The following is a 19,674-nucleotide window of genomic DNA, read 5'->3' on the forward strand; positions in this document are numbered from 1 at the left end:
GCCTCCCGCATCTGCGCTGGTCACGGCCGCCGTCACCCGCTCGTGCAGATGACCGGGGACCGGTGCAGCCAGTATCGTCGTCCCGCGCGGCAGCGCACCGCAGGACCCGAGCGACGACCGGAGGGAGTGCCGTGGAACCGATCGGACGCCCCGACCCCTCGGGGTTGATGGCGCTCGCCGAGAGCCTGCGCTCGACCGCGGAGAAGCTCGCCACCGAGGGTCCCCGGCTGCAGGCGGAGGCCAAGGCCGTGCAGGTCACCGAGACCTCGCGGGACGGGCTGGTCACGGTCACCGTCGGGTCGCGCGGCGAGCTGGTCCGGCTGGACATCGACCCGCGGGTGTTCCGCCGCCCCGACTCCCGGGAGCTGGCCGACACGATCACCGAGACCGTCCACCGGGCGGCCGCCGCCGCGCAGGAGCGGGTGCTCGACGTGCTCGAGCCGCTGGTGCCGCGGCGCACGATGCAGGCCCACCTCGACGGCGACACCGAGGCCGTCGTCTCCGGGATGACCGACCAGATGTTCGGGAGGAGCTGACGTGACCGAGGGCCAGGGCGTCCAGATCGACCCCCAGCAGGTGGCTGACGCGACGGCGCAGCTGGACGCGACCGCGACCGAGCTCAGCAGCGCGTGGCAGACCCGGATGGCGGCGATCGCCTCGCTCAACAACGCGACCACGTGGGGCACCGACGACGCCGGGCAGAACTTCGCCCAGCAGTACGCGGAGGCAGGCGGCACGGACATGCAGGGCAAGGGCGAGGCGGTCGTCGCCGACGTGCTGCAGTTCGGTCCGGACGTCCGCACGGCGGTGCAGAACTCCCTCGCCGCGGACCTGGAGCAGGCGCGCGCGGTCGACGTCCCGGTCGAGGGGCTCTGACCTCCACCCGGCGATGACAGACTCTGCCCCCAGCAGGCTCCCCGCAGCTGACACGGGGTCGGGCCGACGGGAGGGGGCTGGGTGAGCGGCGGCGACGTCCAGCCTGCCTGGGAGGGCCTCGGCCTCCCCGACTGGGCCAGCGAGCTGCTCTCCTACGTCAGCTCCGGCCAGGAGTGGCCCAAGGGCAGCGAGTCCGCGCTCTGGGAGCTCGCCGAGCAGTGGCAGGGCCTGGCCGAGGAGCTGTCGACCGCGCTCGAGCGGGAGGCGACCGCCACCGAGAACCTGCTGGCCGGCTGGCAGAGCCCGGCCACGCTGGCGTTCCTCGAGCGTGCCGACGCGACGCTGTACGGCGAGGAGGCCAGCCTCGCCCAGTTCCTGGGCCAGGCCGGGGCGCTGGCCCAGCAGAGCGACGCCATGGGCCGGGAGGTCCAGTACGCCAAGATCTCGGTCAACGTCGCCTTCTACATCGCGCTCATCTCGGCGTTCATCGCAGTCCTCGCCGCCTTCTTCACCTTCGGGACGTCGACCGTCGCGCTCGGCGCGGTCGGCACCGTGCTGCGCGAGGCCGCCCGCACGATCATCCAGCGGCTGATCCAGCTGGCCGGGCGCCGCTTCGCCCAGCAGGTGATGACGCGGGCCGCGCAGCGGGCGGGGCAGACCGCCGTCCAGCGGACCATCGCCGCCCAGCTGGCCCGGGAGGTCGCCGAGGAGGTGGCCGAGGAGGTCGCCATCGACGCGATCTCCCAGGGCTACCAGATCTCGCAGGGCACCCGGGACGGCTGGGACCTGCAGAAGACCGGTGCGGCGGCGGTCGGCGGCGCAGCCGGTGGCGCGCTCGGGGTGCCGGTCGGGCGCGGGGTCAACCGGGCGCTGGGCAACACCCCGCTCGGCCGGATGGGCCGCGACGCCGCCGGCAACCCGGTCTCCGGGCTGAGCGGGCCGTTCCGCCGCTGGCCGGGCAACGCCGTGAACGCAGGCACCACCAACGCGATCACCTCGCCGTTCGCCAACTCGATAGCGAACGCGACCGTCTACCAGCAGTACTCCTTCTCCCTGGACGGCGCGCTCGGCTCGGCCGCGGCCGGCGCCGGGCGGGCCGGCACCATCAGCCCGACCAGCCCGGAGGTCGCCGCAGCGGTGACCCGGCCGTCGCACGCGCTGGGGTCCGCGGTGGGCGACGGCTCGGTGGTGCGGCCGGGCCAGGGGGTCGACACCGCAGCGGCGCAGAGCTGGTCGGACTTCGCCGCGGCCAACGGTGCCCAGCAGCCGGCGGCGGGCTCCGCCGGTGCCGGCAGCGGCCAGGGAGCACCGGGCGGTGCCGGTCAGCAGGGTGGGGCTGGTCAGCAGGGTGGTGCTGGTCAGCAGGGGGGTGCCGGTTCGCAGGGTGGAGCTGGTTCGCAGGGTGGTGCCGGTTCGCAGGGTGGTGCGGGTCCGCAGGCCGCCCACGACGCCCCGGCAGCGGAGACCGCGCAGCAGTCGACCAGCGCTCCTACAGCCGCCACCGCGCCGGCAGCCGCTCCGGAGTCCGCCGCCCCGGGTACCACCCAGGGCACGACGGCACCGGCGGCCACACCGACCACGACGGCGCCAACGCCCGCGCCGGACACCTCGGGCGCGTCCGTGACCACGCCGAACTCGGAGACCACGCCTGGACCGGCGGGCACCCAGGACACGGCGCCCCCGGCGGCCACGCCGGACTCCGCGTCGTCCCCGGCCCCGGCGGCCCCGGCGGCCCCGTCGAACGCGGACAGCACCACCGCACCGGCCACGTCGAACTCGGAGACCACGCCTGCACCGGCGGGCACCCAGGACACGGCGCCCTCGGCGGCCACGCCGGACTCCCCGTCGTCCACGGCCCCGGCGGCCACGTCGTCTTCAGAGACCACGCCTGCCCCGGCGGGCACCCAGGACGCGGCGCCCCCGGCAGCCACCCAGGACGCCACGCCCGCACCGGCATCCACCACGGCCCCGACCACCGACACGTCGGCACCGGCAGTCAGCCCGGCCACGACCTCGCCGGGGGCCACCTCAGCGCCGGCGGTCACCTCCGACTCCACGCCCCCGAGCGCCACTCCGGGCGCGTCGCCCTCGGACTCCTCGACGTCGGCCCCCGCTGCCACGGCAACGGACACCACAGCGACTGCCGCTCCCACGACCGCCGCCCCCGCCACGGCTGCGACGCCGAGCACCGGGGCGCCGAGCACCGGGGCGCCGGGCACCGCGGCGCCGGCCGCTGTGACGCCGGGCACCGCGGCGCCGGCCGCCACGACGCCGGCCACGACCCCGAGCACTGCGACGCCGAGCTCCGGAACGCCGAGCACTGCGACGCCGAGCACTGCGACGCCGAGCACCGCGACGCCGAGCACCGCGACGCCGGCGACTGGCACGCCGAGCACTGGCACGCCGGGCACCGCGGCGCCGGCCGCCACGACGCCGGCCACGACCCCGAGCACTGCGACGCCGAGCTCCGGAACGCCGAGCACTGCGACGCCGAGCACTGCGACGCCGAGCACCGCGACGCCGAGCACCGCGATGCCGAGCACCGCGACGCCGGCCGCCGCGACGCCGGCCGCCGCGGCGGCGGCCGCCGCGACGCCCACCGCTGCGACGCCGACGGCGGCGACGCCGAGCACCCCGACGCCGGCCCCCGCGACCCGCCCGACGGGCGACCCCGCCGGACCCACCCGGGCGTCCCAGGCACCGGAGGGCTCCCCGGACGGCAGCGCCGAGCAGGTCGCGGCCCCGCTGGTGCAGTCCGGTGGGTCCGGCGTGCGGCCGACCAGCCCGGTGCGTGCCGAGATCTGGGCCGAGCGGACCTACGAGGTGATCCGGGCCGACACCCACGACGTCGCCGACATCGTGGCGTCGACCGCCGACGTCGACCGCGGGGACGGGCGACGGGGGTTCACCGCAGCGGAGGTCCAGCAGGTCAAGGACCACCTGTTCACCCAGGAGCACCGGCTCGCCCTCTACGACGACAACGGTGAGCGGGTGCCCGGCGCCGTCGACGTCCGGACGTTCGACGTCGACCCGGACATCGCCGAGACGTGGCTGCGGCTGGCCGGTCCGGGCACGGCGCACCCCGACGACGTCCGGCTGCTCGCCCACGAGCTCGCCGAAGCGGCTGCGTGGGCAGCCGACCCGGAGCTCGCCTACCCCGAGGCGCACGCCGTCGCCCAGCAGGCCTTCGACTGGCACGGCAACCGCCGCGGGCCCACGCACGAGAACACCGACACCTGGAGCGAGCGTCATGGCGCTGTTGCTGACCTACCGGCTGACGGCGGAGAGCCCCGAGCAGGTGGCGTACGAGTTCGGGAGCAGTCCGGAGGACATGACGGGCCAGGTGCTGGTCGACCCCAGGGACCCGGACCGGGAGCTGCCGGGCCGGGGGGACCCGGGCCTGCAGCGGACCGTGGCGGGCAAGGTGACCCTGCGCTGGATGCGCGAGGGGACGTGGCCGCGGGGCGGCGCGATCCAGAGCTGACGGCACCCGGCGTCGAGGCCCCGGGCCCGGCAGCACCGGGCGCGGACGCCGATCACGCGCCCCCGCTCAACGCCGGGCCGGACGGCACCGTGCTGCTGGAGAACGGCGTCCCGGTCGCCCCGGTCTTCGCCCGCTCGGCGCTGGACCTGCCGCCGTCCTTCCACGACACGGTCGCCGCCCACCTGCCGCCGGGGATGACCGTGGCGGAGTTCGACGTGCTGCGCCGCACCCCGGCCGACCAGCTCACGCCCGAGCAGGTCGAAGCCCTCCGCACGATCCGCGAGTCGACGCAGGTGGCCCGCGGGGACGTCGTCCAGCGCGCCCTGCCGGCCGAGACGCTCGCCAACTACCTGGGGAACCGCACCGTCGACGTGCCGAACGTGGGGGTGGTCTTCCAGCCCACGACCGTCAGCGGGTTCACCGCGGCGATGGCCGACGTCGCGGCGCTGACCACCCCGGCAGCGGTGTACGAGGGCCTGGCGCTGGGCTACACCGACCCCCGCTACGAGCGGGCCAACGGCCGCCCGCCCTACCTGCCCGACGACGGGTCGATCGCCGTCCTGCGCTTCCCCCTCGTCGACGTCACGCAGACGAGCACCCCGTTCTCCCCGGTCTTCGGCGGCGACGTCACCTCGCCACCGCCGTTCACCGGCAACGGCTTCACCGACAGCGCCGGCCACCGGGTGCCGGAGTTCACCATCGACGGGCTCGTCGACCTGCCCGACGGTGCGGAGATCTACGCCCTGGACGTCGACGGCCGGGAGACGCTGCTGGCGGTCTACGACCTGGAGACGGCCTCCTGGCTGCGCGCGGCGACGCCCACCGGACCCACGACCTCGACCACCCCGAGCACGGAGGACACCCATGACACCGCCGCAGGACCCGGCACTGCCGGACGGCAGCTGGGTCGAGTGGAAGGGCCGGGTCTACAAGGGCTCGATCGTGGTCGACCCGCCGGCGTCGGTGCGGGTGTTCGCCCCGACGCCGGAGGACGACCAGTTCACCCGCAGCCGCAGCGGGGGGTGGACGAGGGTGCTCCCGGAGACCGAGGTGGTGCAGTTCCAGCTGCGGACGTACTGCCGGTGGCAGGGGGAGCGGTTCGCGGTGGCGGACCGGACGCCGGACGGCCGGTTGAGCCTGGTCTGGACGGGCCGGGACGCGGGCCGGGCGGCGCAGCTGGGCCTGCAGCTGCTGGACAAGTACACGTGGGGGACGACGGTGCCCGCGTCGGAGGTGACCGACCTGGCGCAGGAGCGCCACGACGTCCAGCTGACCCCGCGCCGGAGCTGACCCCGCGGGAGGCCGCCCAGCACCTGACCGCCGAGCCGGCGCCCTGGCAGCCCGGCGACGACGAGACCGGGGTGGACCGCCCCGTCGTCGAGCCCGGCCGGTACCTCCCGCCCGGTGCGGAGGTCGAGCAGCGGATGCAGGACGCCCACCGGGCTGCGGGCGAGGGCGACGTCGCCGGCTGGATCGACGCGGTCAACCCGGCGATCCACGTGTTCGCCCCGGGGTCGGACGAGGCAGGCCCCTGGCGCAACAACTGCGGTGAGTGCTCCCGCCGGGTCGCCGACGCCGTCCAGGGGGTGGCGGTGGTCCCGGCGTGGGGCGACCCGGCGCGCGGCGAGTACGAGGAGATGTGGTCCTGGGCCGGGGCGCGGCCGCTGCAGGCGCTGACCGCGCCGCCGCCGGTGCCCGGTCCCGGCGGTGCCGACACGGCGGCCTCGCTGGACGCCGCGGCCCGGTTCACCGCGGACGCCTGGCAGGCGATCGAGCAGGCGGCGGCGGGTCAGCCGGTCGGCACGGTCGTCGTCGTCGGCGTCGACTGGGACGTGCCCGGCCTGTCCCGCGGCCAGGCCGGCGGGCACTGGTTCAACGCCGTGGTCGGCCCGACGGGGCTGCTCTGGGTGGACGGGCAGGACGGCACGGCCTCGCCGTGGCCGCCGGGGTACGGCAATCAGATCTGGCGGGCCGAGGCGATCGTGCGTCGTCCGGGCGCGCCGTGGGAGGGAGTGGACCTTGACGCAGGGCAACGGCCCGGGACCCGAGGGGTCGACACCGGAGGAGGCGATCGCCTCGGTGCTGAGCTGGACGGGCACGGACGACCAGGAGACCGAGGGGCGGTGGGCCGCCCAGCCGTTCCAGGACGCCTGGCTGGTGACCCGGCCGACCCAGCGCCGGGGCGCACCGCTGTTCCTGGTGCGTCAGGGCCGGGTGCGCCCGGTGCACCTGGCCCGGGAGACGCTGGCGGAGGCGCACGCCCAGCTGGTGACCGAGCAGGGCTGACCGCCGACCCCGGCGAGGTCGAGACCGGCGGTGCCGTCCGACCGCGCGACGTGCTCGACCCCGACGTCCAGGAGGCCTGGGCGCGGCGGGTCTACGACGCGCTGGTCACCAACCCGGCCGTCGTCCCGGCGATGGTGGCGGCGCTGGCCGACACCCGCCGGCTGGAAGGCACCACCGGGTTCAGCCCGGCCGAGGTCGCGCTGGTGCTGCGGCACGTCGTCGTCGACCGGCACCTGCTCACCGACCCGGACACCGGGCTGCCGACCCGCCGGGCGCGCTTCGACCCGGACGCGGACATGGCCGAGGCGTTCGTCCGGGTGTTCCGCGGCACCCAGACGCCGGCCGACGTGACGTTGATGGAGCACGAGCTGGCCGAGGCCCGCCACCTGGCGGCGCACCCGGGCACCAGCTACCGGGCCGCGCACGCGGTGGCCACGGCGCGGGCCGACTGGTGGGCGACGGGCCCGCAGCGCACCGGCGAGTCGATCGAGGGACTGGAGGTCACGGATGGCGGTGTACCTGGTGTACGAGAAGGTGCAGGAGACGGCGGGCGCGGTGGAGTACCGCTACGGCCCGGACGAGAGCCGGCTGACGACGTCGGTGGTGGTCGACCCGCAGGACCCGACGGCCTGGCCGAGCGTGGGGGGCGAGGACCCGATGATGCCGACGGTGGTGCGCGGGATCGTGAAGCGCCAGCGGGCGACGGGCAGCTGGCCGGACCGGGGCGTGATCGAGCACTGAGCCCGGGCCGGCTGAGCCCGGCCGCCGTCCTGCGGCTGGCCCGCGAGCTCCAGGAGCGTGCCTGGACGGCCCTCCCGCAGGCGGAGCAGGACGAGGTGACGGCGCAGGTCGCCGCCGCCGAGCGGGTCGCCGACCAGGTGACCGCGCTGCTGCAGGGCGTGCTGACCACCGTCGGGCCGGAGCTCGGGCTGGCGGGGCTCGCCCACCGGGTGAAGGCGCCGGCGTCGATCGCCCGGGCCATCCAGCCGCTGCGCCGGCTGCGCGCGCTGAGCGCGACGGACGCCGTGGCCACGTTGAACGACCGGTTGCGCTTCACCGTCGTCGTCCCGGTGGACGGGTACACCGCCACGGTGCAGCGGGTGCTGGCCGGGCTGCAGGAACAGGGCCTCACCGTCCGGGCGAAGAGCTTCTGGCGGCCGGGCAACCGGTACCTCGGGCTCAACGTGGTGGTCCGGGGCGGCCCGGACGACGTCCCGTTCGAGGTGCAGTTCCCGACCCCCGACACCCACGACGTCGGGCACGACACCCACCCCGACTACGAGCTGCACCGGCTGCCGGTCGAGCTGGCCGGTCCGCTGGCGCAGGTGCCGGCGCTCGGCCGGATCCTGGACGCCAACGCCCTGAGCGAGCTCGACGAGCGCATCCCGGCCGGCGTCGAGGACTTCGGGACGCCGAAGGACACCGGCCCGGCGACCGCGCTGGCCGCTGACGCGGAACTGGTCGACGCCTACCTGAACGCTCTGGCCGAGCGCGGGACGTCGGTGGTCGAGCACCTGCTCGAGCAGGAGGTCACCCGGCCGACGGCCCGCCTGCTGGCCGACATCATCGAGGGAGAGCGCAGTGCGACAGGACGAGGAACTGGTCTACCGGGAGGCCCGGGACCCCGGGACGGGGGAGGCGTGGAACGTCTTCGTGGCCCACCTGGGGCCGTGGACGACGCCGCGCGCGGGGGCCTACCTGCCGGCCCTGGGCCGGTGGGCGGCGGACCCGGAGGCGGTGCGGGCGCTCGTGCTGAGGGACCTGGACCAGGGGGACGGGGCGATCACCCGGGTCGACCGCGCGAGAGCGGAGGCCGTGGCCCGGGAGATGGGGCAGGAGCTGCCCAGCGAGGCGGAGCTCAAGCGGATCCTCGCGCCGGGCTGAGCGACCCGCCGGTCGCCGAGGTCGGGACGGCGCAGCTGCCGGTGCTCGCCGGGGTCCTCCCGGTCGAGCTGGCCGCCGGCCCGGTCCCGCTGCTGTTCCGGTTGGTGCTCCCGCCGGACGGGCGGCCGCCGGTGGTCGTGCTGACCGAGCTGGCCGGCTCCCCGGCCCCGTGGGCCGACCCGCGGCTGGTCGCCTCGGCCGCCGACGAGCTCACCGCGCGCTCCACCGCGCTGCAGCGGACGCCGCCGGACCGGGTCCTCTGGTTCGCCGAGCACCTGCCGCACGACGGCGCGGACGGGCTGCTGCGGCGGCTGGAGGTGCGGCGCGAGGACGGCCGCCACTCGGCCGACCCCCGGCGCAGCGAGGCGATGACCAGCGAGGCCGCCGCGTGGTGGCGCGGGGTGCTCGAGCTGCGCCCGGCCCCGGAGGTGCTGGAGCGGCTGACCGGCGGCGACGCTCAGCGCTGGGCGTCGGCGACGGCCAGCGAGCGGTCCAGGTAGACCGCGCCGACCGACAGCAGCCGGTGCAGGTCGCGCAGCAGCCGGTCGAGCACCCGCACCGGGTCGGCCTCCTCGGGCTCGTGCTGCGGGGCCTGGGCGGCCATCTCCGCCAGCCCCGCGGCCGCCTCGGTCAGCGTGGGCCACAGGTGCCCCCACTGCCAGAACTCGTAGGTGCCCAGCGGCACCTGCGCCAGCGCCGGCATGCCCAGCAGGCCGATGCCGTCGACGTCCGGCCGGTCGGGCAGCTCGCCGAGGCCGAGCAGCAGCGACTGCACGCGGTGCGTGCCGGTGAACTCGGCGGCGGCCTCGGTGCCCGGGGCCACCTCGGCGGCCAGCCCGCGCGCCAGCAGCGCGTCGAGCACCGCCGCCGGGTCCTCGACACCGGCCTCGCGGGCGGCGCGGCAGAGCTCGGTGCGCGTCCACGGCGTGCTGGCGACCCGGTCCGGGACCCCGTGCGCGAGCGCCCAGACGTCGGCCGTGGCCCGGTCGGGCAGCAGCGGGCTGTCCCAGCCCAGCCGGACCACCCAGTACGCCGGGGGTGCGCCGCGCTGCTGGTGGAACGGGCCCATGGCGTGGCCCAGCGGGAAGACCAGCGGTTCCCCGGCGGGCATCAGCTCACCGCCCAGGTGTCCAGGCAGACCGCGTTGGGCGTCAGCAGCCGGTGCAGGTCGCCCAGCAGCGAGGCGAGCAACGCCTCCGGGTCGCTGGCCAGCGGGTCGTCGATGCCCACCCGGGCGGCGGTCGCGGCCGCGCCCTGGCACGCCCGCCACAGGCTGGTCTCCATCGTCGCCCACTCGAACAGGTCGTAGGCGGCGGCGGACAGCACGGCGAGCGGCCGGCCCGGCAGCCCGACGGAGTAGGCGTCCGGGTTCTCGGCGGAGTTCCCCAGGCCCAGCACGAGCGGCACCATCCGGACCCGCTCGGCCAGCGCCAGCCCGCTCGGCGTGCCCGGGGCGGCCAGGGCGACCAGACCGGCGGCCGCCAGGTGGTCCAGCCGCTCGGCTGCGTCCGGCAGGCCGATGGCACCGGCCTGCGCGGCCAGCTCGGCGACGGTCCACGGGCGGGGGACGTGGTCGGCCGGGCCGTGGGCCATCGCCCAGACGCTGAAGTCGGTGGAGGTGAGCCGCTGCAGCTCGGCCCCGACCCGGACGTGGAACTCGTCCTGCGCCGCCCGGACCCGGATCAGCTGGCCGATCGGGTAGACCTGCAGCGGCGGCGAGTCGCTGGTCATCGCGGGGAGCCTAGCCGGGGCACCGGGGTGAGGGCCGGAGGTCGCTGTGCCAGGCTCGCGGTCATGAGCCAGCCGCGGCTGACCACCAACGACTGGGGCAAGGCGCTGCAGGCGGCGCGCCCGCCGGAGGGCACCGGGCCCTCGACCGCGGAGGTGCTGCGCGGCCTCCGCGAGCACCGCCCGCCCGTGCCGGTGCTCGCCGCCTGGGTGCTCGGGCTGCTGTTCCCGCTGGCACTGGTGGCGATCGCCGTCCTGGTCGTGGTGCGCGAGGCGACCGCCGACGGCAACCTGGCCAACCGGGTCGTGATCGGTGCCCTCCTGGTCGGTGTGCTGCTCGGTGTCGCGGGACTGTCGCTGCGCGGGCTCAACCGCGCCGTCCACGTCGGCGACCACGACGCCGCCCGCTTCCCGGCCCGGCTGATGACCGTGGTCTGCGTGCCGGTGGCGCTCTTCCTGGTCTTCTGGGTGGAGGGCCGGGGCCACGACTGGGAGTCGTCGATGGTCTGGCCGTTCGCCCTGCTGGCGCTGGCCTGGGCTCCTCGACCGTTCAGCGCGCAGCCGGCGGCCCGCCGGTGGACCGCGGACGCGCTGCTGCGCCGCGGGCCGGAGGTGCGCAGCGGGCTGGAGGCAGACCTGTTCATGGACGCCCGGGTCTGCGCCCGGTGCGGCAACGCGCTGCCGGGCCAGGCGCGCCGCCTCGAGCCGGTGTCCGGCCCCGTCGGCGAGGGCTGGGTGGTGCAGACGCCCTGCCCCACCTGCGCGGCACCGCTGCTCTACGCCTTCCGGCGGCGGGACGACGGGGTCCCCGCCCCGGACGACCCGCTCGCGATCGGCGCCCCGGGGAGCACCGGCCGGGGGATGGGCGGGGGCGACTGGTCCCACCTGGCCACCGTCCACGCGGTCCCCGCCGACCTCGACGTGGCGACGGCCGACACCGCCACCCTGCGCTCCTGGCTGGCCCGCGGTGCGGTGTCGGTGCAGGCGACCGGGGAGCTGCTGGCGCTCGTCCGCCCCGGCGGCAGAGCCGTCCCGCTGTCCCGCCGGGCCGGTCGACCGGCTCCCTTCTCCAGCGATGTCGCGGAGTTCAGCCGGGCGGGGTTGAAGAGCCGGCTGACCGAACGGCGGGCCCGGCTGGTCGCGGTGCGCGACGAGCTGGCCCGCCGCGGCGAGAGCGTCCCTGCGGTCCTGCCCGGTTGACCGGCGGGGTCAGCGGACCGCGCGGATCTGGGTGCTGGTGGTCGACATCGGCGACCACGGGTCCGGGTGCGGCTGACCGGCGTCCACGACCCAGGAGGGGGTGCGCGGAGCCGTCGTCTGTCCGCGGGTCGCCGGACGGGCACTGAGGTGCACGATCAGGGAGAGCAGGACGAACAGCCCCACGAACACGCCAGCGATGACCAGAAGCGTCGAGAGCATGTACTGGAAGTTAGTGGTGCGGACCGGTCCGTGTCCGGCACTTCACCGGGCAGAAGTCACCGAACCTGAGCCGCAGAGTGGGGGACTCTGACGGTTGACGGGGTCGACATGGCGACTCGACCGGCTGGTCAGCGGACCCGATTGGGCAGAGTCTGCCAGAACGGGGACCGCGGCGGCCGTGCCGCTGGTCACGGCTGCTCGGGATCGACCAGGTCTCGGCGCCGGGAGCTGGCTCAGAGGTCGAGCGGGAGGCCGGTGTAGTTCTCGGCGAGCTCGCGGGCGGCGGCCTCCGAGCTGCAGACCCGGCGGAGCTGGGAGAGCTGCAGCTCGGCGTCGAAGTCGTCGCCGGAGCGGTGCAGCATCGAGGTCATCCACCAGGAGAAGTGGGTGGACCGCCAGACCCGGGCCAGCGCGCGGTCGGAGTAGCTGTCGACCAGGTCGGTCTGCTTGTCCTGCAGCAGCCGGACGAGCGCGCCGGCCAGCAGGGTGACGTCGGCGACGGCGAGGTTGAGCCCCTTGGCGCCGGTGGGCGGCACGATGTGCGCGGCGTCCCCGGCGAGGAACAGCCGGCCGCGGCGCATCGGCGCGCTGACGAAGGAGCGCATCGGCAGGATCGACTTCTCGGTGACCGGGCCGGTCTGCAGCTCCCAGCCGTCGAGGGCGAAGCGGGTCGACAGCCCCTCCCAGATCCGGTCGTCGGACCAGTCCTCGATCTTCTCGGTGGTGTCGACCTGCAGGTACAGCCGGGAGACCGACGGCCCGCGCATCGACAGCAGCGCGAAGCCGTCGGGGTGCCAGGCGTAGACCAGCTCGTCGGTCGACGGCGCGACGTCGGCCAGGATGCCCAGCCAGGCGTAGGGGTAGGTCCGCTCCCAGGTGCGCCCACCGGCGCCGGCGGTCACCACCGGCCGGGAGACGCCGTGGAAGCCGTCGGTCCCGGCGATGACGTCGCACTCCAGCACCTGCGGGGTGCCGTCGGCGTCGGTGAACCGGATCCGCGGCGAGTCGCCGTCCACGTCCTCCGGCACGACGTCGGACACCTCGAACAGCAGCGGCGGGCCGCCGGCGAGCTGGGCCGCGATCAGGTCCTTGGTGACCTCGGTCTGCCCGTAGACCCAGACCCGGCGCCCGCACAGCTCCGGGAAGTCCAGGTGGTGCCGGGTGCCGGGGTACTGCAGGTAGACGCCGTCGTGGGGCAGGCCCTCGCGCTGGAGGCGGTCGCCCAGCCCGGCGTCGATCAGCGTCTGCACGGTGTGCTGCTCGAGGATGCCGGCCCGGATGCGGGCCTCGACGTACTCGCGCGAGCGGTTCTCCAGCACCACGGTGTCGATGCCCTGCAGCTGGAGCAGGCGTGACAGCAGGAGGCCGGCGGGGCCGGCGCCGATGATCCCGACCTGGGTGCGCACGTCCCGAGTGTGACCTGGGCCGCCCGGCGGTCTGCGAATTCCTTCCGGTCAGCGGAACTGGTCGGAGCGGGCGAGCTCGCGCCCGATGCCCCGCGCCGCCACCTGCAGCACCGGGGCCAGCCGGCCGGTGTCGCGGCGCTGGGCGGGGACGACGATGCCCAGGGCGGCCACGACCACCGGGCCGTTCGCCCGCTCGACGGTGACCGGGACGGCGACCGACGCCGTGCCCGGGGACATCTCCTCGGCGGTGCGCGCCCAGCCGCGCCGGCGCACCTCGCCCAGCTCGCGGGCCAGCACGCGCGGGTCGGTGACGGTGTGCCGGGTCTCGCGGGTCAGCTGCCGCAGTGCCTGCTCGACGACGTCGTCCGGCGCGGAGGCCAGCAGCACCTTGCCCACACCGGTGGCGTGCAGCGGCAGCCGGCTGCCCACCTGGCTGACCACCGGCACCGACTCGCGCCCGGAGATCCGCTCGACGTAGAGCGCCCGCAGGCCCTCCCGGACGGCGAGGTGCACGGTGTCCCGGGTGGCGGTGTGCACGTCGAGCAGGAACGGCGAGGCGACCTGGCGCAGCTCCAGCTGGACCGGGGCGAGCAGGCCGAGGTCCCAGAGCTTGCGGCCGATCTCGTAGCGCCCGTCGGGGCGCCGGGACAGCGCCCCCCAGGCGGCCAGCTCGGCGAGCAGCCGGTGCGCGGTGGTCAGCGGGGTGCCGGACCGCTCGGCCACCTCGGAGAGGGTGAGCCGGGGGTGCGCGGAGTCGAAGGCGTCGAGCACGCCGAGCGCACGGGAGGTCACCGATCGTCCGGTGGCGCCCGCCCCACCCGCCATGGCCGTACCTCTCTTCTGCCCAGCGGAAGTACCTGCTTGGGAAGCGTAGTGCGTGGGCTTACCGTCCCGGCATGACCGGGACCACATCTCGAGCTCCGCGACCTGCGGCGGACAGCGCACTGGTGCTGCCGCGCTACCTCCGCGATCCCGAGGAGCAGCGCACCCCGCTCGCCTACCCCGGTTACAAGAGCACCGGGCTGCGGGCGCCGCTGCGCACCCCGGTCGACCTGCCGCACCGGCTCACCGAGGTCACCGGCCCGGTGCTGGGCGAGGACCGGGTGCTGCCCACCGACGCCGACCTCACCCTGCGGATGGGCGGCGAGGCGCAGGGCCAGCGGATCATCGTCTTCGGCCGGGTGCTCGACAGCGACGGGCGCCCGGTGCCCGACGCGCTGGTCGAGGTGTGGCAGGCCAACGCGGGCGGGCGCTACCGGCACGTCGTCGACAACTGGCCTGCCCCGCTGGACCCGCACTTCGACGGCCTCGGCCGGGTGATCACCGACAGCCTGGGCCGCTACGAGTTCACCACCATCAAGCCCGGCGCCTACCCGTGGGGCAACCACCACAACGCCTGGCGGCCGGCGCACATCCACTTCAGCCTCTTCGGCCAGGCCTTCACCCAGCGGCTGGTCACCCAGATGTACTTCCCGGGCGACCCGCTGTTCGAGCAGGACCCGATCTACAACGCGATCCCGCCGTCGGCGCGGTACCGGGCGATCAGCCGGTTCGACCTCGACCGCACCCAGGACAACTGGGCGCTGGCCTACCAGTGGGACATCGTCCTGCGGGGCAAGGACCAGACGCCGTTCGAGACCGACGACGACGGAGATGTCGCATGAGCAGCCCCCACATCTCGCCGCTGGTGCAGGCCGCGAACGAGGAGAACGACCGGGTCCCGGGCATCCCGCGCCGGGGCAGCGGCTTCCTCGACGGGCCGCTGCGGCTGGCCACCACCCCGAGCGCCACCGTGGGGCCGTACCTGGCGATCGGGCTGACCTGGCCCGACGGCCCGTACGCCGCGGCCGAGGGCACCGAGGGCGCCATCTGGCTGCGCGGCCGGGTCTTCGACGGCAGGGGCGACCTGGTGCCCGACGCGATGATCGAGACCTGGCAGGCCGACCCCGACGGTCGTTTCGCGCACCCCGACGACCCGCGCGGTGGGCAGACCGTGCCCGGGTTCCGCGGGTTCGCGCGCTCGGACACCGTCGACGGCGGCCAGTACGCCGTGCACACGCTGAAGCCGGGACCGGTGCCCGACGGCGAGGGCGGCCTGCAGGCGCCGCACGTCGACGTCTCGGTGTTCGCCCGCGGGCTGCTGGACCGGGTGGTCACCCGGATCTACTTCGCCGACGAGGCCGAGGCCAACGCGGCCGACCCGGTGCTGGCGAGCCTGCCGGACGACGAGTCACGCGGCACGCTGGTCGCGCAGCGCAGCGAGGACGGCTACGTGCTCGACATCCACCTGCAGGACTGCACCGACAAGGGCATGGTCGAGACCGTCTTCTTCGCGGTGTGAGCCCCCGACCCGTCAAGATGCGCGAGTGACCCTCCTCGACGCGACGTTCGCCCGCGGCCCCGTCTCGGCCGGCGCCACCGCCGGCCCGGCGGGCGACCCGTGGCTGGTGGCCCTGCTGGAGGTGGAGGGCGCGCTGGCGCGCGCCGCCGCCCGGGTGGGGCTGGTGTCCACGACGGCGGCCGACGAGGTCAGCCGGGTGTGCGCCGACCCGGCCGGGCTGGACCTCGCCACGGTCTACGAGCGCGCCGCGGACGCCGGCAACCCGGTGCCGCCGCTGGTGCGCGCGCTGCAGGCCGCCGTCGGCCCGCACGCCGCCCGGGCGGTGCACGTCGGCGCGACCAGCCAGGACGTCGTCGACACCGCCGCGGTGCTGCTGGCCCGGCGTGGCCTGCAGCTGGTCGACGCCGACCTGACCACCGCCGCCGACGCCTGCGCCCGGCTGGCCGCCGAGCACCGCGACGACGTCCTGATGGGCCGGACGCTGCTGCAGCAGGCGCTCCCGATCACCGTCGGGCTCAAGGCGGCCACCTGGCTGGCCGGGCTGGACGGCGCCCGCGCGCGCATCGCCGCGGTCAGCGCCGCGCTGCCGGTGCAGTACGGCGGCGCGGTGGGCACGCTGGCCGCCAGCTCCGGTTCGGGGGTCGACCTGCGCCGCGAGCTCGCCGCCGAGCTGGGCCTGGCCACCACCGAGGTGCCGTGGTTCACCGTGCGGCTGCCCATCGCCGACGTCGCCGGGGTGCTGGGCGCGGTGGCCGGGGTGGTGGCGACGATCGCCGTCGACGTCGTGCTGCTGGCGCAGACCGAGGTGGCCGAGGCGACCGAGGTGTCCGCCCGCCGCGGTGGTTCCTCGGCGATGCCGCACAAGAACAACCCGGTGGCCGCCGTCTCCGCCCGGGCCTGCGCCCGCCGCGCGCCCGGGCTGGTCGCGACGCTGTTCGCCGCGATGGAGCAGGAGCACGAGCGCGGCGCGGGCACCTGGCACGTGGAGTGGCCGACCCTCACCGACCTGCTCGGCACCGTCGGCTCGGCGGCGTCCTGGCTCACCGAGTGCCTGGCCGACCTGCGGCTGGACACCGACCGGATGGCCGCCGCCGTCGCCGCGGCCGGCGACCCCCAGCTGGCCCGGGCGTTGGGCGAGGCGCTCACCCCGTCGCTCGGGGCCGGCCCCGCCCACGACGCCGCGGCGGCCGCGGTGCGCACCGCGACGCAGGAGGGCCGGCCGCTGGCCGACGTCGTGCTCGCCCGGGACGACGTCGACGGCGCCGCGCTGGTCGCCGACAGCTCGCCGGACGTCGGCGAGGCCGGTGCCCAGGTCGACGCGGCGCTGGCCGCCCACACGATCGCCACCCAGGGAGGACGCAGATGAGCGCCGTGCAGGCGACGAGCGAGCGAGCATCGCAGGGAGCGCCAGCGACCGAGGAGCGGAACGAGCCCGGAGGCGGACGATGAGCAGCGTCGAGGTGCACGCCGTCGTGGAGGGCCCGGCCGACGCCCCGGTGCTCCTGCTCTCCAACTCCCTCGGGGCCGACCACACGATGTGGGACCCGCAGGTGCCCCGGCTGGCCGAGCGCTTCCGGGTGGTCCGGTACGACACCCGGGGCCACGGCCGGACGCCGGTGCCGCCGGGCGACTCCACCCTCGACGACCTGACCGACGACGTCGTCGCGCTGCTCGACCGGCTGGGCGTGGCGCAGGCGCACGTGGTGGGCCTGTCGATCGGCGGGATGACCGGGCTGCGGCTGGCGGTGCGGGAACCGGAGCGGGTGGCCAGCCTCGCCGTGCTGTGCAGCTCCGCCCACACCGGCAACGTGCAGACCTGGCGCGAGCGCGCGGAGACCGCCCGCACGCAGGGGACGGCGGTGCTCGCCCCGACCGTGGCCAGCCGCTGGCTGACCCCCGGCTACGCGGCCGCGCACCCGGAGCTGGTGGCCCGGCTGGAGGCGATGATCAGCGCCACCGACGACGAGGGCTACGCCGGCTGCTGCGCGGCGATCGCCGGGATGGACCTGCGGCCGGACCTGGGCCGGGTCACCGCCCGCACGCTGGTCGTCTCCGGCGCCGACGACCCCGCCCTCCCGCCGGAGCACCAGCAGCTGATCGCCGACGGCGTCCCGGGCGCCCGGCTGCTCAGCCTGAGCCCGGCGGCCCACCTGGCCAACCTCGAGCAGCCCGACCAGGTGACCGACGCCCTGATCGCCCACGCCACCGGAGGCACCGCATGACCCGCCCGGACGACGCCCAGCCGCAGCACACCCAGCCGCTGGAGACCGACGACCAGCGCCGCGCCGCCGGCATGCGGGTGCGGCGCGAGGTGCTGGGCGACGCGCACGTCGACCGGGCGGTCGCCGCGGTCACCCCGTTCACCGCCGACTTCCAGGACTTCATCACCCGGGTGGCCTGGGGCGACCTCTGGCAGCGGCCCGGGCTGGGCCGCCGGGAGCGCAGCATGCTCACCCTGGCGATCACCGCCTCGCTGCGGCACTGGGACGAGTTCGCCCTGCACGTGAAGGCGGCGGTGCACAACGGGCTCACCGACGAGGAGATCGCCGAGGTCTGCCTGCACACCGCGGTCTACGCCGGGGTGCCCGCCGCCAACCACGCGCTCACCGTGGCCCGGCCGATCCTCGCCGAGCTGCGCGCCGCGGAGGCCTGACGCTCAGCCGGCCGGGATCCCGATCGGCACGTCCAGCCGACCGCCGCCGAAGTCGGCGACCGCACCGTCGGGGAAGGTGGCCACCCCGCCGAACAGCAGCATCCCGGCGGTGAAGTCGGCCGGCACGTCGAACGCGGGCAGCACGAACGCCGGGTCGTCGGCGAGGTCGGCGGCGCGCAGCACCGTGCCGTCGGGCAGCAGCAGCGACAGGTACTCGATCGGCACGGCGCCCGGCGGGGTGTCCGGGATCGCCAGGGCGACGTCGACGACGAGGAAGGCCCGGCCGGGGTCGGCCGGCTGCTTGGCCCCGCCGGGCCCGGCCCACCAGGCGAGCGTCGCGCGGGTCACGGTGACGGTGAAGGGGAACTGCGCGGCCACCCGGTCGGGGGCGCTCAGCGTGCCGACCAGCTGCGGGGCCGCGTTCACCTCCGCCGTCCGGTTGGTGCGGGCCAGCACCTGCAGGTTGCCGGTGCCCGGCGCACCGGTGAGCAGCGACAGCCGCTGCTGCACACCGGCGTCGTCGACCACCAGGTCGGCCTGCTCGGCGTCCTCGGGCACCGACAGCACGGCCTCCACCGTGGACCCCGGGGCGACCAGGGCCGGGCCGACGGGCACCGGGTCGGCGCCGCTGACCTGGTAGCTCAGCGCCGGCGGGGCGGACGACGTCCCCTCCCCGGCGGTGATCGCGTACCGGACGGCGACGAGCCGCTCGCCGTCGGCCGCCCGCCGGGCGTCGTCGCCGGAGCCGACTCGGTCGGGCTGGGCGAGCCCGGTGACCGCCACGGCGGCCGCCGGGCCGGAGAGCCGCGACGGCCCGGCCGGCGGCGTCCAGGTGACGTCGGGGAAGGGGCCGGTGGCCGACCACCCCGGCTCGGCCTGCGGGGGTGCCGGGACCTCGAGCCCGCCGGAGCCGTCGGGCGGCGTGCCGCCGTCCGGCCGGTGCAGCAGCGCGGGGTCGGCGAGCCGCTCGGGCTCGGGGTCGGCCGGGAGGGGCTCCACGGACAGCCGCACGTCGCCGCCGTCGGGCGCCGCGGTGAGCGGGAAGCGCAGCCAGCTCCGCTCGGGGTCGCCGTCGACGAAGAGGACGGGACCGCACAGCAGGGTGTCGGTGACCTCGTGGCCCTCGGCGTCGGCGAGCTCGAACCAGCAGCGGCTGTCGTCGGACGCGGCACCGTGCCGGTCCTCGACGTAGCCGGCCAGCACGTCGTCGGCGTCGGCGAGGACCGCCTCGGGCTCGGTCACGTACCGGCCGCCGAGGGTGAGCGGGTCGCCGCGGAACAGGAACAGCCCGGCGCCGACCAGCAGGACGACGACCAGGGCGGCGACGACCAGCCAGGGCCCCCGGGACCGCCGCGGCCGGCGCTGCACCAGCGGCGGTGTCCAGGTGGCCGGCCCGGTGGGTGCCGCGTACGGGCCGTGGGCCCAGCCGCCCGTCAGGTCCGGGGCGTGCTGCTCGCCCTGCTCGCCCACTCGTCCTCCGACTGCCGTGCCCGGTGCCGGCCGTCCCCGCGGACCGGCGCCAGGGAACGTAGCGGACCGGGCCGACCGGGGTCACCGGCAGCCGCCCGTCCGGGGGACCCCCCGCACGGGTGAGCTG

General features: G+C 76.2%; 15 protein-coding genes. 9 read left to right on the plus strand and 6 right to left on the minus strand.

Going from position 1 to position 19,674, the window contains the following annotated elements:
- Window positions 1–131: 131 nt before the first annotated feature.
- From FHX36_RS17955 to FHX36_RS17965, 3 genes are all read left to right on the plus strand, one after another.
- On the plus strand, window positions 132–536 hold the full coding sequence (locus FHX36_RS17955) for a YbaB/EbfC family nucleoid-associated protein (RefSeq protein WP_220036082.1): 405 nt from the start codon (window positions 132–134) through the stop codon (window positions 534–536).
- Between the two features lies 1 nt (window position 537).
- A complete protein-coding gene (locus FHX36_RS17960) occupies window positions 538–876 on the plus strand; it encodes a hypothetical protein (protein WP_110554089.1) in 339 nt (112 codons plus the stop codon).
- An 81-nt stretch (window positions 877–957) separates the two neighbouring features.
- Complete coding sequence (locus FHX36_RS17965; protein ID WP_183513967.1) at window positions 958–9,030, plus strand: WXG100-like domain-containing protein; 8,073 nt, start codon at window positions 958–960, stop codon at window positions 9,028–9,030.
- Here FHX36_RS17965 and FHX36_RS17970 read toward each other — a convergent pair.
- Together FHX36_RS17970 and FHX36_RS17975 are read right to left on the minus strand one after the other, a co-directional pair.
- On the minus strand, window positions 8,988–9,641 hold the full coding sequence (locus tag FHX36_RS17970) for a hypothetical protein (protein ID WP_183513968.1): 654 nt from the start codon (window positions 9,639–9,641) through the stop codon (window positions 8,988–8,990). The genes FHX36_RS17965 and FHX36_RS17970 overlap by 43 nt on opposite strands.
- Window positions 9,641–10,261, minus strand: a complete 621-nt coding sequence (locus FHX36_RS17975; protein ID WP_110553636.1) for a hypothetical protein — start codon at window positions 10,259–10,261, stop codon at window positions 9,641–9,643. The genes FHX36_RS17970 and FHX36_RS17975 overlap by 1 nt, the downstream gene beginning before the upstream one ends.
- Window positions 10,262–10,324: 63 nt before the next feature.
- Between FHX36_RS17975 and FHX36_RS17980 the strand changes: the two genes are divergently transcribed.
- Window positions 10,325–11,458 carry a hypothetical protein gene (locus tag FHX36_RS17980; RefSeq protein WP_110553638.1) on the plus strand — a complete coding sequence of 378 codons (1,134 nt, stop codon included), beginning with the start codon at window positions 10,325–10,327 and terminating at the stop codon, window positions 11,456–11,458.
- A gap of 9 nt (window positions 11,459–11,467) precedes the next feature.
- Here FHX36_RS17980 and FHX36_RS17985 read toward each other — a convergent pair whose 3' ends face one another.
- From FHX36_RS17985 to FHX36_RS17995, 3 genes are all read right to left on the minus strand, one after another.
- Window positions 11,468–11,677 carry a hypothetical protein gene (locus FHX36_RS17985; protein ID WP_110553640.1) on the minus strand — a complete coding sequence of 70 codons (210 nt, stop codon included), beginning with the start codon at window positions 11,675–11,677 and terminating at the stop codon, window positions 11,468–11,470.
- 233 nt (window positions 11,678–11,910) lie between these two features.
- Window positions 11,911–13,083 carry a 4-hydroxybenzoate 3-monooxygenase gene (locus FHX36_RS17990; RefSeq protein WP_110553641.1) on the minus strand — a complete coding sequence of 391 codons (1,173 nt, stop codon included), beginning with the start codon at window positions 13,081–13,083 and terminating at the stop codon, window positions 11,911–11,913.
- A gap of 48 nt (window positions 13,084–13,131) precedes the next feature.
- Window positions 13,132–13,875, minus strand: coding sequence for an IclR family transcriptional regulator (locus tag FHX36_RS17995; protein WP_258372975.1), 744 nt, complete (start codon window positions 13,873–13,875; stop codon window positions 13,132–13,134).
- Window positions 13,876–13,979: 104 nt separating this feature from the next.
- Here FHX36_RS17995 and pcaH point away from each other — a divergent pair, with 104 nt between their 5' ends.
- The 5 genes from pcaH (at window position 13,980) to pcaC (ending at window position 18,077) form a co-directional block, all read left to right on the plus strand.
- Window positions 13,980–14,747, plus strand: coding sequence for a protocatechuate 3,4-dioxygenase subunit beta (gene pcaH / locus FHX36_RS18000; RefSeq protein ID WP_110553644.1), 768 nt, complete (start codon window positions 13,980–13,982; stop codon window positions 14,745–14,747).
- The gene (gene pcaG, locus FHX36_RS18005; protein WP_110553646.1) at window positions 14,744–15,424 is read left to right on the plus strand and encodes a protocatechuate 3,4-dioxygenase subunit alpha; all 681 of its coding nucleotides are present in this window, start codon (window positions 14,744–14,746) and stop codon (window positions 15,422–15,424) included. The genes pcaH and pcaG overlap by 4 nt, the downstream gene beginning before the upstream one ends.
- 25 nt (window positions 15,425–15,449) lie before the next feature.
- Window positions 15,450–16,790: a 3-carboxy-cis,cis-muconate cycloisomerase gene (gene pcaB / locus FHX36_RS18010; RefSeq protein ID WP_183513969.1), complete on the plus strand. Its 1,341-nt coding sequence runs from the start codon at window positions 15,450–15,452 to the stop codon at window positions 16,788–16,790.
- A gap of 79 nt (window positions 16,791–16,869) precedes the next feature.
- Window positions 16,870–17,646, plus strand: a complete 777-nt coding sequence (pcaD, locus tag FHX36_RS18015; RefSeq protein ID WP_183513970.1) for a 3-oxoadipate enol-lactonase — start codon at window positions 16,870–16,872, stop codon at window positions 17,644–17,646.
- Entirely contained in the window at window positions 17,643–18,077 is a 435-nt protein-coding gene (gene pcaC, locus FHX36_RS18020) for a 4-carboxymuconolactone decarboxylase (RefSeq protein ID WP_110554025.1), read from the plus strand. Before pcaD ends, pcaC begins: the two co-directional genes overlap by 4 nt.
- A 3-nt stretch (window positions 18,078–18,080) precedes the next feature.
- Here the strand turns inward: pcaC and FHX36_RS18025 are convergent, their stop codons facing one another.
- Complete coding sequence (locus FHX36_RS18025; protein WP_110554026.1) at window positions 18,081–19,547, minus strand: hypothetical protein; 1,467 nt, start codon at window positions 19,545–19,547, stop codon at window positions 18,081–18,083.
- Window positions 19,548–19,674: the final 127 nt, after the last annotated feature.

This window comes from Modestobacter versicolor, assembly GCF_014195485.1.
GTDB lineage: Bacteria > Actinomycetota > Actinomycetes > Mycobacteriales > Geodermatophilaceae > Modestobacter > Modestobacter versicolor.